This window comes from Chryseobacterium sp. 14P4.3.2, from assembly GCF_057799275.1.
On the sequence record NZ_JBYOKO010000008.1, the window covers coordinates 22478 to 39259 of the forward strand.

The window sequence follows — 16782 nt, forward strand, 5'->3', positions numbered from 1 at the left end:
CATTAGATTCATGGCAAATATATTATAGAAAATCAAAATTATTGTAAATATTTATCCACAATGATGTGAATTTATTTTTACATAATTCTTTATTACTACTTTATCAATTACAGTACATTTGGAATAACCAATACTTGTTCTCCATTCCGGCTACTATAATAATCAGGCATATTGCTGGAAGCACAAAAAGATGACCTCCTTCCTTATGAAGAGGTCATTATTCTATATTGTTTACGATTGGGATAATCAAAGTAATGCAAAAACCCGGGTCTGGTCCTCTTTATAAATATTCCTTAGGAATTGAAATATTGTTCTTTTTCAAGTGTTCAAGGAGACTTTGATATTTATCTTCATAACCATCTGTTCCACATTTATGCGATATGCTGCAGATATCGGAAGGCTTGATATCTAAAATATTAGAAACTTTCGTAAGTATTTCAATGTTTATTTTCACCTTAGAGTTCTCGATGTCAGAATAAGCCTTCTGTGAAATTCCCATTTCAAAAGCCATATACTCTTGCGTAAAATCTTTACTCCTACGTATTTTCCTGATATTTTGTCCACACACTTTCATCGTTTTTGTTTTAGTAGTTTTCGGTATATTTTAGAAGATTATCTATTAGCCTCTAACAAAGTTAATAAATACCTTTGGCAAAACATTATACACGTTACATGATATTTATTTTCAACCTGTAAAAAGGCCTGAAGTAAGACCTTTTTCTAGAGAAAATATCACTTCGGTAAACACTATTGGAATTTATGGAGACGCAAAAATTTAATTATGACAATAATATTGTCAGAGCATTCCTCTATGCTACTATCGCATTTGGACTTGTCGGATTTCTGCTGGGGCTTACAGCCGCATTGATGCTTTTTTATCCTGAACTGCCTGAATTTTTATTCGGTACAGATGATACGACTATTAAAAGTTTAGCCTCGGGAAATATTCAGGGACTGATCAATACTCAGGGAGCAATGGGCTTTGGAAGGATCAGAATGCTTCACACCAGTGCCGTAATTTTTGCGTTCGTCTGTAATTCCTTTTTCTGTGGTGCTTACTATAGCATGCAAAGACTGTTAAAAACAAGAATGTACAGTGACACGCTTTCATGGATTCATTTCTGGTCATGGCAGATTATGATTGTAAGTGTAGTGATCACATTCCTGATGGGAATCAATACGTCTAAAGAATATGCTGAACACGAATGGCCTATAGATATCTTAATTGCATTCTCATGGATCATTTTCGGGATCAATATGTTTGGAACAATTGCCAAGAGAAGAGTTAGACATTTATATGTTGCGATCTGGTTCTACATCGCTACATGGATTGCAGTGGCAATGCTTCATATCTTCAATAACCTTGAAGTTCCGTTATCTTTCACAAGCTGGAAATCTTATTCTGTATATGCAGGTGTAAAAGATGCATTAGTACAATGGTGGTATGGGCACAATGCAGTAGCATTTGTATTAACTACCCCTGTATTAGGTCTTATGTATTACTTTATGCCAAAAGCGGCACAACGGCCGGTATTCTCATACAAATTATCCATTATTCACTTCTGGTCGTTGATCTTTGTATATCTTTGGGCCGGGCCTCACCACCTGCAGTATACAGCATTACCGGCATGGGCTCAGGCAGTAGGAACAGGATTCTCTATTATGCTGATCGCTCCATCTTGGGGAGGTATGCTGAATGGTCTTCTTACTTTAAGAGGAGCATGGGACAAAGTAAGAGAAAATCCTATTCTGAAATTCTTTGTGGTAGCTATTACCTGCTATGGGATGGCCACTTTTGAAGGTCCTTTATTGGCTACAAAATCTTTAAATAAAATTGGACACTATACCGACTGGGTTATTGGCCACGTACACTTAGGAGCGCTTGGGTGGAATGGTTTCATGGCATTCGGGGTTATCTATTATCTGGTTCCGATCATGTGGAGAACACCGCTTTGGTCTAAAAAGTTAGCCAACTGGCACTTCTGGCTGGGAACATTAGGAATTATCTTCTATGCTGTTCCGATGTATATCTCAGGATTCACGCAGGGACTGATGTGGAAACAATTCAACCCGGACGGAACTTTATTATGGAAAAACTGGCTGGATACTGTAACAGCAATCATTCCTTACTTTAAAATGAGATTCGCAGGAGGTATTCTTTATCTGTCAGGAGCAGTCTTAATGGTGATCAACGTCATCAAAACAGTAAAAGCAGGCTCATTCCAGAAAGAAGTTCCAGCAGAAGCCCCTGCACTGGCGAATATCGGCAGTACAAGAAAAGAAGGTGAAGGTGCTCACTTATGGCTGGAAAGAACACCTACCCTGCTTTCAATATTAGCTTTCATTACGATAGCAATAGGCGGACTGGTGGAAATTGTTCCTACCTTATCACTTAAGCAAAGTGTTCCAACCATTACTGCTGTAAAACCATACACTCCGCTGGAGCTTGAAGGAAGAGATTTATATATTCGTGAGGGATGCAACTCATGTCACTCTCAGATGATCAGACCGTTCAGAGATGAGGTGGTACGATTTGAAGGAAAAAACGGGCAGTACTCTAAAGCCGGTGAGTTCATCTACGACAGACCTTTCTTATGGGGATCTAAAAGAACCGGACCGGATCTTCACAGAGAAGGGGGCAGGAATCCGGATTCATGGCACTTTAAACATATGTATAACCCAAGAATTACTTCTGCAGGTTCCATTATGCCACGTTTTCCCTGGTTAATCACCAATAAACTGGACCGTGCTCAGATGGTGGATAAAATGAAACTGATGAAAAATGCATTTGATGTACCGTATACAAAAGCTCAGATTGATTCTGCCAATTTATGGGCAAATAACCAATCGAAAGCGATTGTACAGAGAATCTACTCAGAAGCTGCGGATGTGAAAGACCAGATGGTAAAGGAAAAATCAGCAAAAGGAGCTTCTTATATCCCTCTTGAACAAAGAGAAATTGTAGCGATGATCGCCTATCTTCAAAGATTAGGTACCGACATCAAAACAACTCAGATCCAAACAGCAAGCGTAGAGTAATCATTAAAATTGTATTGTAATGAAAACGAGAACCCCAATTTCAATATATATAGCGACAACGATAGGCTTAACGATTATGGCCTTTGAAATGTTCGCAAGCGATTCCGGCTACTTTTCTTCTCCATTTTTCTGGGCGTTGATTCTGATTGCCATTATTCTTCTTCTCATCATGAACTCCATTGGAGATTTAATTGAGAATGAAAGCTTCAGCCGGTTACCGGAAGAGGAGAAAAAAAAGTACCTGGCAGAAAAAAATATTCCTTATTATCAGAAACTTTGGAACTCTGCTTTCAAAAAACAATCTGTCACTGAAGAAAAAGATATTCTTATCGACCATGGTTTTGACGGAATCACAGAGCTTGACAACTCTCTTCCTAAATGGTGGATCGGCTTGTTCTGGTTCGGTTGCATATTCTGTGTAGTATATTTAACAGCTTTTGCATTTACAGATTATGCTCATCCTGAAGTAGAATATACCAAAGAGGTCAAGACAATGCTGGCTTCTATTGAAGAGTATGAAAAAACAGCCCCTCAGATCAATCTGGAATCAGCCAAATACAGTGCAGATAATATAGCAGAAGGCCAGGAACTTTTCAAAACCAACTGTGTAACCTGCCACGGAGATGGGGGAAAGGGAGGTATTGGACCTAATCTTACCGATACTCATTGGATCAACATCAAAGAAAAAAGTTTGTTTAAAAATGTTTTCTGGATGCTTGAAAACGGCTCCCCAAATAATCCTACGATGAGACCTTTCATTAAAGAAGGAACCATCACAGGAAGAGATGCTGAAAAAATTGCAGCTTATATTTATCATATTAACCAGGAAACTTCTCCAATCACAGTAGCTCAAGGAGGTGCTGCTCCTCAGGGAGAAGAGGTGAAATGGGAAAACGGAAACAATTAAAATTATTATTATCAACTAAACCACGCCATGCCAAGCCCCCTTTACACATACTAACATTTGAATTTTCATTTTTGCTAACTATCCTTTTCAACATTAAAAATGATATAAAGGGGGCTTTTTAACAATAACAATCCTTACCTTGGCTCGTCTTTCTCAACTATTCACTTGACAACTACACACTAAAATTCCATAATAAGACAGCCAAGGCAGGGTTTTTGCATTTGCAAAAAGGTACCACAACAGAGACCAAATAAAAATAGTATTATTATCTTTGTTACAAACCATATCGCATTTGAAACTGAAAATCAACACTACAAAACTATTTAGGCGTATTCTAATAACCTTTATTTCTATATTGGTTCTTCTTACCCTGTTGATCTTAAGCTTAAGACTCCCTGCTGTCCAAAACTTTATCAAAGACAAACTGATTGTTTATCTTGAGAAAAAAATCAAGACTAAAGTAAGTCTGGAAAGAGTATACATCGGATTCCCCAACAGCCTTGTCATGGAGAACCTTTATCTGAAAGGACAGGATGTAGATACCCTTCTGGCAGTCAAAAAACTGGATGTAGGCCTGCATATGCTGAAACTCATCAATTCTACGGCAGATATTACTTCTGTGGATATGGAAGGAGCCCGGGCTAATGTAGTACGAAAGCCGGACGGCAAATTCAATTTTGATTATATTATTGATGCTTTTGCCAGTAATGATAAAGAAGAGAGCCCCTCCAAACCATTTATTATCTCCCTTGATAAAATTAATTTAAAAGATATTGGAGTCACCTTCAATGACCAACAGTCGAAGAATGATATTAAACTATATTTTAAGTCCTTCGACACCAGAGTCAAAACTTTTGATCTCAATAAAAACAACTATGCTGTCAATGATATTAATCTTGACGGATTGAAATTAAATTTAAAACAGGGGCTTCTAGAAGAGGTTTCTAAAAAAGTTGAGAAAAAAGTGGATTCACTCAATGAAAAAAAACCAATGAACATTGGGTTGAGAGGAATCAAGCTTACCAATTTTGACATTAATTACGGTGATGATAATACTAAAACATTTGCAAAAGTTATATTCAAAGAGCTGAGCACAAAGGTGAACAAGCTTGATCTTGAAAACAATGCCTATAATGTTGCCAACGTATTTCTTTCCGGAGCAGATATAGATGCCAATCTTTATCTCCCGGCTCAAAATGCCAATCCGAAAAAACAAAATGCCCCCGACGTTTCAAAAGCATCTGAACAGGATAAAGCTATGAAAGTACTTTTAGGGAAACTGGTTCTTAATGATGTAAAAGCAACTTACAACAATACCGCCATTGCTCCTACCAAACAGGGAATGGACTTCAATCACCTTAAGGTTTCAAAAATGAATGTAGAGGTAAGAAGTTTTAAAATGGAGAATAATACCTTTGCAGGGACTGTAAATTCTGCAGAAGTTCAGGAAGCAAGAGGCCTCGATATCCAGAAATTCAACACTGATTTTGTCTATGCGGAAAAGGAGGCTTATCTCAAGAGCCTTTATCTTCAGACTCCAAAAACATTACTGCGTGATGAGGTTATTTTAAATTATAACTCCATTGATGAACTTACTTCTAATCTTGGTGCAGTAAAAGTTTCAGCTAATATCAAAGACTCTAAAATCGGTTTTTCTGATATTTTAAATCTTGTTCCTACTTTAAAAAATACAGTTCCTTTTAATAAGTATCCGAACGCAGTCCTTAACGTGAATGCTAATGTAAAAGGAAGCGTGAATGATCTGTTAATTCAGGATCTTAAAGTTTCCGGTCTTGACCAGCTAAGAGTATTGGCATCTGGAAAGATTAAAAATGCAATGAATCCTGATCAGCTCTATTACGATTTGAGAATTGCAGAGTTTTCTTCCAATGCAAAAACCATTTTTAATCTTGTTCCGAAAAATACAATCCCGTCTAACATTTCTCTTCCTTCCAATTTCAGTATCAAAGGAACTGCTAAAGGAACAACAAAAGTAGTGAATGCAGATCTTAACCTCTACTCTACTCTCGGAAATGCAGCAGTAATTGCCAATGTTGATATGCGAAGAAAAAATCATGAACTTTATGATGTAAAAGCTAATCTTCAGGGAATACAGATTGGGAAAATTATTCAGAATAAAGATATTGGTCCGGTTACGGCACAGATTTCAGCTAAAGGAGAAAGTTTTGATTTTAAAAATGCCAATGCCAACTTGAGAGGACACGTTGCTTCTGCCGTTTATAAAGGTTATCGTTATCAAAATATGAATCTGACAGGTAAGATCAATAAAGGAGCTTATCATGTTATTTTAAATTCAAAAGATCCGAATGCAGATTTACAACTGACTGCTTCCGGTATGTATGATGAAAAAAATCCTACCATAAAAGTCAATGGTGAAGTTATCAAACTGGATGTCAATAAGCTTGGTTTCTATGACAAACCTATGATTCTTGCAGGAAAAATTGATGGTGACTTCACAAGCCTTGACCCGAATAATCTGAATGGATATTTAAACCTTAAAGATTTTGCATTTTCTGACACCAAAGAAGTTTATCCTGTACAGGAAATCAATCTGAAAGCATCTTCAACTGCAGATTCTACTCAGATCATTTTCAATTCACAGATTGCTGATGTTGAAATGAAAGGTAAATATAAACTTACTCAAATCTTTGGAGCTTTAACGAAGACTATCAATCAGTATTATCAATTCCAGAAGCCTGACAAAGCGCAAAAAATTGATCCGGGTCAGCACTTCACCCTTACAGCTAAAGTAAAAAATGATGATCTGATCAGAAAGTTTGTTCCGGATCTGAAAAGTTTTGAAACTATCAATTTAACCGGTAACTATGATGCAGATTCCCAAAAAATTGAAATTGACGGACAGATTCCGCAATTACTATATGGTGAAAATACCATTGAAAAAGGAGTATTAAAAGTAACCAATGAAAATCAGGCGCTGCAATACAGTCTGAATGTAGCCGCTTTAAAAAGCTCCAGTTTTTCCTTAAATAAAGTCAATATTGACGGTGATGTAGCCAATAATATCATCAATTATAATATTACCACCAAGGATGAAAAAGATACTACCCAGTTCCTTATTGCAGGGAATGCAAAATCTTTAAATGATATTACTGAAATATCATTGAATCCTAATGGCTTAAAACTAAACTATGCCGACTGGAATGTTGCCGAAAATAATAAAATCCAGATCAGTAATAAAGGGATTCTGGCTGACAATTTCATTCTATCTAATGGAGAAAGCGAAATTGCCATTCAATCTGAAAATAACAGCCCTACGAGTCCTTTGAATATTTCATTGAAAGATTTTAAAATTGAAACTATTACAGAGCTTATCAAAAAAGACACTGTTCTGGCAAGAGGAACAATCAACGGAACCGCTCAGCTGAGAGACGTCATGAAAAAAATGACTTTCACGTCTGATTTAAATGTTTCTAATCTGATTGTCTACGGAAGTCCTGTAGGTAACCTTGCTATAAAAGTAAATAACTCGTCGCCAAACCTGTTAAATGCTGATATCGCTCTTTCCGGAAATAATAATGATGTAAAAATCCTTGGAGATTATAACACTTCTTCCAGCACTTTTGACCTGAATATGGCAATCAACCAGCTTCAGATGAAGAGTATTCAGGGATTCTCTATGAATGCGATTACCAATACGGAAGGATATCTTTCAGGAAATTTAAAAATAACAGGAAATACCACTCAGCCGAATATTGCCGGAAAAGTAAAATTCAATGATGCCGGACTGGAAATAGCCAAAACAGGAAGTGATTTCAGAAAGCTGAATGATGAGATAGATTTTACCAGCCGTGGTATAGAATTCAACAAATTTAAAATCAATGATAAAGATGGGAATTCTCTTGTCATAGATGGACAGGTGCTCACCCAGACCTATAGAGATTTTGCATTCAACCTTAATGTGAGTGCCAAAGATTTCAAAGTTGTTAACTCAGAAAAATCAAATGATGCGATGATGTATGGAGTTTTGGCAATTGATGCCGGACTTCGCATCCGTGGGAATCTGGATCTGCCAAAAGTAGACGGACGATTAAGCGTTGCCGACAATACAGATTTCACTTTTGTACTGCCTCAGTCAAGCCCTTCTCTGCAGGAAAGAGATGGTATTGTAGAGTTTATCGATCAGGATCAGGTAGTACTGAATAAAACGATTAAAACAGATTCTCTGAACAATAAAAGCCGTATCCAGGGCATGGACGTAAGTGTTAATATTGAGGTAAGCAAGGAAGCCAAGCTTTCTATCATTATTGATAAAGTAAACGGCGATTTTGTAAAACTTCAGGGTGATGCTGAGCTTACAGGTGGAATAGATCCTTCAGGAAAAATGACATTAGTAGGTGTATATGAGGTAGAAAAAGGAAGTTATGATCTTTCTGTAAGTTTGCTTAAACGTAAATTTGATATTCAGAAGGGAAGTACGATTACCTGGACCGGAGAACCTACCATGGCTCAGATGGATATTACTGCTGTTTATAAAACGGAAGCTCCGCCTATTGACCTTGTAGAGCAACAGGTAAGTGGTGATGGCAGTGCCTCGTTAATCAATCAGTTTAAACAGAGAATGCCATTCAATACATTATTGAAAATGAAAGGTGAACTATTGAAACCTCTGCTTACTTTTGACATTACTACAGATGAAAAAAATAACTCTGTATCAACTAATGTAAAAGATGTTGTTGATCAAAAGCTCGCCCAGCTCAGAACACAGGAGTCTGAACTGAATAAGCAGGTATTTGCCCTCCTTCTTCTGAACCGCTTCATTGGGGAGAACCCTTTTGAAAGCAGTGCCGGAATGTCTGCCGAAACTATGGCCAGACAGAGTGTAAGTAAAATCCTTTCTCAGCAGTTAAATAATCTTGCCTCCGACCTGATTAAAGGAGTGGATCTGAACTTCGGGCTTGATTCTACTGAAGATTATTCTACCGGACAAAAAAATACAAGAACCGATCTTAATGTAGATATCAGTAAAAAATTATTGAACGACCGACTGAAAGTTACTGTTGGAAGTAATTTTGGACTGGAAGGCGAGGCCCGCCAGAATGAAAGTATGACTAATATTGCCGGTAATGTTTCTGTAGACTACAGCCTTTCCAGGGACGGAAGATATATGCTGCGTGCGTACCGTAAAGATGAATATCAGGTGGCTCTTCAGGGGCAGATCATAGAAACCGGTGTTGGATTTATCATCACGCTGGATTATGACAAATTCCGTGAGATTTTCGAAAAATCTAAAGAGAAGAAACCAAAAAAGAATAAAAACAATCAAGTGGTAGAATTTAAATAATGAGTAAAACATTCCATACATATTGTAAATATCTGTTTGTTTCCGGGCTTACGTCCGTTACGATTTCCTGCAGCAATACGAGATTTTTGAAAGAAGGCCAGATGCTGTACACCGGAGGTAAAATCAATATCGAAAACGATACTATTTCAAAAAAAGAAAAAAAGGATCTTCAGTCTGCACTGGAAGCTAATCTCACTCCAAAACCCAATTCTACATTTTTAGGAATGCGCCCTAAGCTGTATTTTTATAATATAGCCAAAGAACCTAAAAAAGATAAAGGATTTAATTACTGGCTTAAATATAAAATAGGTGAGAAACCTGTATTATTAGGCGATGTAGACCGTGAATTCAATAAAGATATTATTGAGAATTATTCTGAAAACAAAGGGTATTTCAATGCAAGAGCTACTTATGACACCATTTCAAAGAACAAAAAAGCTCAGGTTATTTATACCTTAAGACCTGGTGCCAGATATTTGATTGAGGGAGTAAAGTTTCAGAAGGACTCCACCCTCGTTAATCAGGAAATTCAGAATTTAACACGCAGAACGCTTCTTAAAAATGGAAAGCCATTTGATCTTGATGTCATTAAATCGGAAAGAGAAAGAATAGATAATGGCCTAAAAGAAAGAGGTTTTTATTATTTCCATTCTGACAATATCATTGTACAGGCTGACAGTACGGTAACCAAAAACCATAAAGTTGAACTTAATGTAAAACTGAAAGACAATACTCCGGATCTGGCCACTCAGCAATTCAGTATTGACAAGGTAGTTGTATTTCCTAATTATAATATTCAGGATGTAAAGGACGGGAAATATAATATTCCGATGAATAAAGATTCTCTTTCCAAATATGCTTTTGATGACATTTATGTGATCGATCCACAGCATAAATTCAAACCGAAAATTTTTGACAGGGCATTGTATTTCAAAACAGGGGATCTTTACAACCGTTCCAATCACAACCTTACACTCAACCGGCTTATCAGCCTGGGAGTTTTTAAGTTTGTAAAAAATGAATTTATTACTTCAGATTCTTTAAACCATAAATTTGATGCTTATTATCTATTAACACCAAGGCAAATTCAATCACTGCGTCTGGAAGCTTTAGGAAGGACAAATTCTGCTAACTATGCAGGTAGTGAGCTTAACCTCAACTGGACCCATAGAAATTTCTTCAGGGGTGCAGAACAATTTAAAGCGGCTATCTTTGGTGCTTTTGATTTCCAGATGGGTGGAGCTGAAAACGCGAATAATATGTTCCGTGCAGGAGCAAATGTACAGCTTTCCATTCCCAGAATTGTGGCTCCGTTCCGGTTTCATTCTTCCAGTGCCTTTGTACCAAGAACCAATATTACATTGGGATATGAGTTTCAGAACAGAACACAATATTATACCCTCAACAATTTCACGGGTTCATTTGGATATGTATGGAAAGAAAATGTGAAGAAAGAACATGAATTGAAAGTGCTTGACATTACTTTAGTCTCTCCAGCTAAGGTCACTGCCCTTTATGATTCAATTTCCTTAAATAATCCTGCCATGCAGAGGATCGTAGCAAAGCAGCTTATTTTTGGTCCAACCTATTCTTATACGTATACCAACACTATGCTGCCAAGAAGAAATACCTTTTATTATAAAGGAACCCTTGATCTTGCAGGAAATATCACAGGACTGATTACCGGTGCTAATGTAAAAAAAGATAAAGAAAAAGATATTTTTGGAATCGCTTTCAGTCAATATGCAAAGATTGAAAATGATGTCAGGTTCTATCATAAATTTACAGAAAAATCTTCCTTGGCAACACGATTTATTGGAGGCTTGGCTTATCCATACGGAAACTCGGAATTTATCCCTTTTTCTAAACAGTTTTTCTCTGGAGGAAGTAACAGTATCAGGGCTTTCCGTGCGAGAACACTAGGTCCGGGAAGTTTTGACCCGAGAACTATAAAGGAGGGAGCTTATTTTGATCAGTCGGGGGATATTAAACTGGAATTAAATGCTGAATACCGGGCTAATCTTTATAAATTTTTAAATGCAGCTGTTTTTGTTGATGCTGGAAATATCTGGCTGATCAATAATGATAAAGACAGACCGGGAGCCAAATTTTCAAAAGATTTTCTGAATGAAATTGCTGTAGGAGCCGGCGTTGGTCTGAGACTGGATTTTTCTATCCTGATTTTGAGACTGGACCTGGCAATGCCACTAAGAGTTCCCTATTATGAAAAAGGGAGCAGATGGGCTTTCGATAAAATCAATTTCGGAGACCCGAGCTGGAGAAAAGATAATCTTGTTTTAAATATTGCCATCGGATATCCTTTTTAATATGATAAAAAATGCAAAATTTTTCTGGGAAGTCTTAAAAGACACATTTACGGAATGGAACAATTCTTCTGCATCAAAAGATTCAGCAAGTCTTGCCTATTATGCCATATTTTCCATCCCGGGACTACTGATCATTATTATCTGGATCCTTGGAAATTTCTTTGGTGAAGAAGCTATCAGAGGGCAGATCAGCACACAGATCAGTGGTATTATGGGACAGGATGTTGCCAAAAGTATTGAAGAAATGCTTGCCGGTGCTTTGATTGACAAAAAGAATATTTTCATGAAAGCAGTAGGTGTCGGCTCATTAGTATTTGGTTCTACCACCCTTTTCTTTCAGCTTCAGCATTCTTTAAACGCGTTATGGGAAGTAGAAGCTGCTCCTAAAAAGGCACTTCTTAAGTTTTTGCTGGACCGGGTGAACTCTTTGGGAATGATCCTTATTCTGGGTTTTCTACTGATGATTACAATGCTCTTATCTTCGTTCATCAGTTTTTTCAATCAAATTATTACCCAATATTTTGGCTTTGAAACGTATATGCTAGTAGAGCTTGTTAATTTTGCTGTAGGCTTTGCCCTTGTTATGCTTTTGTTTGGTTTAATGTTTAAAGTACTGCCAGATGTGGTGATCACCTGGAAGTCGGTATGGAAAGGAGCTTTTCTGACCACTATATTATTTACCCTGGGGAAGTTCCTGTTAAGCCTTTATTTTAATCAGATCAAACCTACTTCAGCTTTTGGTGCTGCCGGAACTGTAATTCTGATTATGATGTGGATTAACTATTCCTGTATGCTGATATTCTTTGGTGCCGAATTTACCAAGGTTTATACTTATAAAAAAGGATACAAAGTCACTCTTTCCAAACATGCACGATGGACTCCTGCCAAGCTGTATGAGGACAGCCTCAAACAGACTAATAAAGAGAAGGAATGATCAGGTATCTGTAAATCATTACCAAACTAATACATTTTACATAAATACAAAAAAACCTCCTGAAAATTCAGGAGGTTTTCTATTTTTACATTCTGTTTACTGTTCCGATTCCCAGAAGCTCTAACGATTTTTTGATCGTCTTGGCGGTCAGGTCTGAAATATTCAAACGGAATTGTTTTACGTTTTCATCTTCATGATTCAGAATTGGATTATTCTGATAGAAAGAATTGTATGCTTTTACAAGGTCATATACATAATTGGCTACTAAAGCAGGGCTTAAAGTCTCTGCAGCTCTTGATACTACCGTTTTAAAGTTCGCCACCTGCATAATCAATTCTTTTTCTGACTGATTTAACTCAATATCAGCAGTTTCTTTGTTTACATTATTTCCTTTAGACAGCAAAGACTGAATACGCGCATAGGTATATTGTATGAACGGCCCTGTATTTCCGTTGAAATCGATACTTTCTGCAGGGTTGAAAAGCATTTTTTTCTTTGGATCCACTTTCAGCATAAAATATTTCAATGCTCCTAATCCTACGGTTTCATAGGATGTTTCCTTATCTTCTTCGGAAAGGTTTTCCAGTTTCCCAAGTTCCTGTGCTTTAGATTTTGCTGTTTCATACATTTCCTGCATCAGATCATCAGCATCAACAACTGTTCCTTCACGGGATTTCATTTTTCCTTCAGGAAGTTCTACCATTCCGTAAGAAAGATGATATAACTGGTCTGCCCACTCATATCCTAGTTTCTTTAAAACTTTAAATAAAACCTGGAAATGATAGTCCTGTTCGTTTCCTACGGTATAGATCAGCTTTTGAATATTATTTTCCTTAAAACGTTCAACAGCAGTTCCCAGATCCTGAGTCATATATACGGATGTACCGTCAGAACGCAACAATAGTTTCTGATCAAGTCCTTCATCTGTAAGATCGCACCAAACAGACCCATCTTCTTTCTGATATAAAACTCCATTATCCAAACCTGCCTGAATAAGGTCTTTTCCTAAAATATAAGTATTGCTTTCGTACTGAACCTGATCAAAATCTACCCCTAATCTTTTATAGGTTTCATTGAATCCTTTGTATACCCAGGAATTCATTTCTGCCCAAAGCGTTCTTACAGTCTCATCTCCACTTTCCCAGTCTAAAAGCATTTTCTGTGCTTCCTTGATCATAGGCGCTTCTTTTTTAGCCTGCTCCTCTTCTACTCCCTGAGCTACAAGGTCTGCAATTTCTTTTTTGTAGTTTTTATCAAACTCCACATAGTAATTTCCTACAAATTTGTCTCCTTTGGTATGGGTAGTTTCAGGTGTTTCTCCGTTTCCGAATTTCTCCCATGCCAACATTGATTTACAAATATGAATTCCTCTGTCGTTAATAATCTGTGATTTGATCACATCATATCCTGCCTCTTTTAAGATTTGTGCAACAGAGAATCCTAATAAATTATTTCTGATATGCCCTAAGTGTAAAGGTTTATTGGTATTTGGTGAAGAATATTCTACCATTACGGTAGCATTTTTCTTTTCTATAACAGAAAAGTTTTTGCTTACAGATCTGAAGTTATCTACAAAGAATTGATTTTTAACTTTAACGTTAAGGAATCCTTTGACAACATTAAAGCTTTCCAATAGCTCTGTCAGCTCTGTCAAAGCTCCACCTAATTCTACTCCGATAGCTTCAGGATTTTTCTTCAATTGCTTCACCAACGGAAAAGTAACAATTGTAAAGTCACCCTCAAATTCCGTCTTATTTTCCTGAACTTCCAGCTTGATGTCTTTTAACTGAAATACATTTAAAATAACCTCTGAAAGTTTTTCTTCTATAATATCTTTAATATTCATGTTCTTACGTTCAATTTTAATGGCTAAAGACAAAACACTTCTTTATAATGTCCCATCTCAGAATTTTGAAGTACAAATTTAGTGAAATAAAAAAGACCACCCTATACAACAAGATAACAGACCTCCAATTATCCACCTCTAATTTCGACTATTTATTTATTAAAATGACATACTATTTATATTTTATCTATATTCATATCACCAATTAAACATAATTATCATGAAAAATCTAAAAAAAATCACTAAAACTGAACTAAAAAAAATTACTGCTGGAAATGCTCCTTGCTGTGAACCCTGGGGAAACTGCCCTGAAGGTTACAAACAATGCCATGCCTGGGGAGCCTGCCTTCCAAACTCAGTAACTTGTGGAGGATAAAAAAGTAAAAAAAGACCGCATTACTGCGATCTTTTGTGCTACGTGGTACGTATTATAATAATTTACTCTTTTCTAAAAACTAGTATTGCTTCATCATTTCCAGGCACATTATCAAGGTTTTGACTGTTATCATATAACCTAAGTTCAGTATCTGAATATGAATCTATTTCTTTTTTCATAATTTTAGAAACGCCTGCTTCCATATAGCTAAGAGTAAGGGTACTATATAATTTATCAAAACTCCAGCTACCTGTAAAGGAATCAACTTTATTGCAGTTCCCTGATGATTCTACCATATCATATCTTTCATAGAGGCCAGAGAAATTTGCATTAATAAACAATTGTCCTCTGCGTGTACAATCATTTACCATAATATCTTTGCCTCTGAATTCGTACTTATATGGTTTCCAGCTTCCGTTTATCTTTATTTCTTCATTGAATACATCACTATTATCATCACTAGAACATGAAGCAAAACTTAATAAAAAAAGAATTCCTATAAAAAATTTCATATATTATATTTATACTATTAAACAAAAAATTGTCTAAATATCTTATTATTTTTATTAATACTTATCCCAAAATATTTTTGTGGTTACCTTATCTCCTCCAATTTTTGCTGCAGCGGCATTCACATATTTTGCATTTAAAAGATATTCCTGGTCTGAATAGAACATTCTGACAGGAACTCCTTCTACCAATGAGCCCGCAGGATTTACAAATACCGGGAAATCTAACCTTCTAGTAAAGTTCCAAGCTTGAAATCCTTTATTAAACATAGCTATCCAAGACTGTTCTCCTAATGATTTTTTCCAGTTGACAGCGTCATACGGGTTAGCTGCGATATATGCCGTTGCACTAGCATTGTTTACCCCATACTCTTCCATCGAAGCTCTGATTGCTGCAGAATATAAATTGGGGGCTGTATCTCCTACACTAAATCCTCTCTGAGCCGCTTCTGCTCTTAAAAACATGATCTCTGTATAATCCAGTAAATATCCTTGGGCATTTTCTCCGGAAATAGCATCTGTAAAATGGGAAAAATCATTAAATTCATTTTCAGAACCATATTCTCCACCTACAAAAGCTCCTCCAACTTTTGTAAACCAAATATCCCTCCTTGGATCATTTTTAGCATTCATAAAGTTCATCAAAACATCCGAAGGAATAAAGTCGTTACGTCCTGACTGAATTACATCCTGATAAACAGGGTTAGACAAGAGTCCTGACGGGAAAGTCTGCAATCCAAAATTATCTAATTTTTCTGTAAATAGACCTCCATTATAAGCAGCTTCTGCAAAAGTTTTGGCAAGTGCAGGTTCTACATCTGCTAAACTAACTGCTAGTCTAAATTTCAAAGAATTTCCCATTTTTTTCCATTTAGACATATCTCCTTTATAAATCATATCATTGGAATATCCAGGTGTAGAAATATTCATCATGGCAATTGCAGCATCGATTCTTTTGATAAGATCTAAATAAATTGTTTTAGCATCATCATAAGGAATTTCTGCATCGCCAGGATTTTCGGCTGTAGCTTTCAATGCTCCAAAATAAGGAATATCACCAAAAGTATCAACTAAATTGGCCCATGCGTACACATTCACCAATTCTATCATGGCTATATTATTATTCTTTTTAACAGGATCCACTCCTTCGGTGTCCAAAAATCTTCTGGCATCTCTTAATGCAGAAAGAACTCCCGGAGAACTTACCGTAGCCGAAGAAGAAGCCATCATACGACTGTAATGATTTCTCGGAATTGGCCTGGATACCATATTATAATTACTCTCATCTACATACGTAGTTTCTGCCCATTGCTGAGTAAAAAATCTTGTTATGTTACGGTTTACGCTCGCATTTAATGTCTGATTAAGTAAGGCCTGTTCAGCACTTGCAAAAAGTACCCCTGAAGGAACTTCTGTTGGATGTTTTGGATCTTCATTTAAGGAAGTAACATCTCTTTCACACGAGGTAAAAGTTAATGTTAATGAAGCAAAACCTATAATTAAAAATAATTTTTTCATTTT

10 protein-coding genes are annotated in these 16782 nt (G+C 36.5%); 6 read left to right on the plus strand and 4 right to left on the minus strand.

Annotated features, from left to right (window positions below; genetic code table 11):
- Positions 1 to 280: 280 nt before the first annotated feature.
- On the minus strand, positions 281 to 574 hold the full coding sequence (locus tag AC27VX_RS13090; protein WP_236856050.1) for a helix-turn-helix domain-containing protein: 294 nt from the start codon (positions 572 to 574) through the stop codon (positions 281 to 283).
- Between the two features lie 185 nt (positions 575 to 759).
- Between AC27VX_RS13090 and ccoN the strand changes: the two genes are divergently transcribed.
- The 5 genes from ccoN to AC27VX_RS13115 all read left to right on the plus strand — a co-directional run bounded on the left by ccoN (position 760) and on the right by AC27VX_RS13115 (position 12530).
- Positions 760 to 3039: a cytochrome-c oxidase, cbb3-type subunit I gene (gene ccoN / locus AC27VX_RS13095; protein ID WP_236856051.1), complete on the plus strand. Its 2280-nt coding sequence runs from the start codon at positions 760 to 762 to the stop codon at positions 3037 to 3039.
- 19 nt (positions 3040 to 3058) lie between these two features.
- On the plus strand, positions 3059 to 3946 hold the full coding sequence (locus tag AC27VX_RS13100; protein ID WP_488695970.1) for a cbb3-type cytochrome c oxidase N-terminal domain-containing protein: 888 nt from the start codon (positions 3059 to 3061) through the stop codon (positions 3944 to 3946).
- A gap of 292 nt (positions 3947 to 4238) precedes the next feature.
- Positions 4239 to 9269, plus strand: coding sequence for a translocation/assembly module TamB domain-containing protein (locus tag AC27VX_RS13105; protein ID WP_488696190.1), 5031 nt, complete (start codon positions 4239 to 4241; stop codon positions 9267 to 9269).
- A complete protein-coding gene (tamL, locus tag AC27VX_RS13110; RefSeq protein ID WP_300688658.1) occupies positions 9269 to 11596 on the plus strand; it encodes a translocation and assembly module lipoprotein TamL in 2328 nt (775 codons plus the stop codon). Before AC27VX_RS13105 ends, tamL begins: the two co-directional genes overlap by 1 nt.
- Before the next feature lies 1 nt (position 11597).
- Positions 11598 to 12530 carry a YihY/virulence factor BrkB family protein gene (locus AC27VX_RS13115; RefSeq protein ID WP_488695972.1) on the plus strand — a complete coding sequence of 311 codons (933 nt, stop codon included), beginning with the start codon at positions 11598 to 11600 and terminating at the stop codon, positions 12528 to 12530.
- An 85-nt stretch (positions 12531 to 12615) separates the two neighbouring features.
- On the opposite strand, the gene argS is transcribed toward AC27VX_RS13115, so the two are convergent.
- Positions 12616 to 14376, minus strand: coding sequence for an arginine--tRNA ligase (argS, locus tag AC27VX_RS13120; protein WP_488695974.1), 1761 nt, complete (start codon positions 14374 to 14376; stop codon positions 12616 to 12618).
- 220 nt (positions 14377 to 14596) lie between these two features.
- On the opposite strand from argS, the gene AC27VX_RS13125 reads away from it, so the two are divergent.
- Positions 14597 to 14752 (plus strand): bacteriocin-like protein, encoded by a 156-nt coding sequence (locus AC27VX_RS13125; RefSeq protein WP_236856056.1) that lies wholly within the window; start codon positions 14597 to 14599, stop codon positions 14750 to 14752.
- A gap of 62 nt (positions 14753 to 14814) precedes the next feature.
- On the opposite strand, the gene AC27VX_RS13130 is transcribed toward AC27VX_RS13125, so the two are convergent.
- Positions 14815 to 15264, minus strand: a complete 450-nt coding sequence (locus AC27VX_RS13130; protein WP_236856057.1) for a lipocalin-like domain-containing protein — start codon at positions 15262 to 15264, stop codon at positions 14815 to 14817.
- Positions 15265 to 15318: 54 nt separating this feature from the next.
- Positions 15319 to 16779 carry a SusD/RagB family nutrient-binding outer membrane lipoprotein gene (locus AC27VX_RS13135; protein ID WP_236856058.1) on the minus strand — a complete coding sequence of 487 codons (1461 nt, stop codon included), beginning with the start codon at positions 16777 to 16779 and terminating at the stop codon, positions 15319 to 15321.
- Positions 16780 to 16782 lie beyond the last annotated feature (3 nt).

Bases quoted from the DNA above. Each gene is read 5' to 3' on its own strand.
- AC27VX_RS13090 (WP_236856050.1), bottom strand. From the start codon at position 574: ATGAAAGTGTGTGGACAAAATATCAGGAAAATACGTAGGAGTAAAGAT.
- AC27VX_RS13125 (WP_236856056.1), top strand. From the start codon at position 14,597: ATGAAAAATCTAAAAAAAATCACTAAAACTGAACTAAAAAAAATTACT.
- AC27VX_RS13115 (WP_488695972.1), top strand. From the start codon at position 11,598: ATGATAAAAAATGCAAAATTTTTCTGGGAAGTCTTAAAAGACACATTT.
- AC27VX_RS13130 (WP_236856057.1), bottom strand. From the start codon at position 15,264: ATGAAATTTTTTATAGGAATTCTTTTTTTATTAAGTTTTGCTTCATGT.
- tamL (WP_300688658.1), top strand. From the start codon at position 9,269: ATGAGTAAAACATTCCATACATATTGTAAATATCTGTTTGTTTCCGGG.
- AC27VX_RS13135 (WP_236856058.1), bottom strand. From the start codon at position 16,779: ATGAAAAAATTATTTTTAATTATAGGTTTTGCTTCATTAACATTAACT.
- argS (WP_488695974.1), bottom strand. From the start codon at position 14,376: ATGAATATTAAAGATATTATAGAAGAAAAACTTTCAGAGGTTATTTTA.
- ccoN (WP_236856051.1), top strand. From the start codon at position 760: ATGGAGACGCAAAAATTTAATTATGACAATAATATTGTCAGAGCATTC.
- AC27VX_RS13100 (WP_488695970.1), top strand. From the start codon at position 3,059: ATGAAAACGAGAACCCCAATTTCAATATATATAGCGACAACGATAGGC.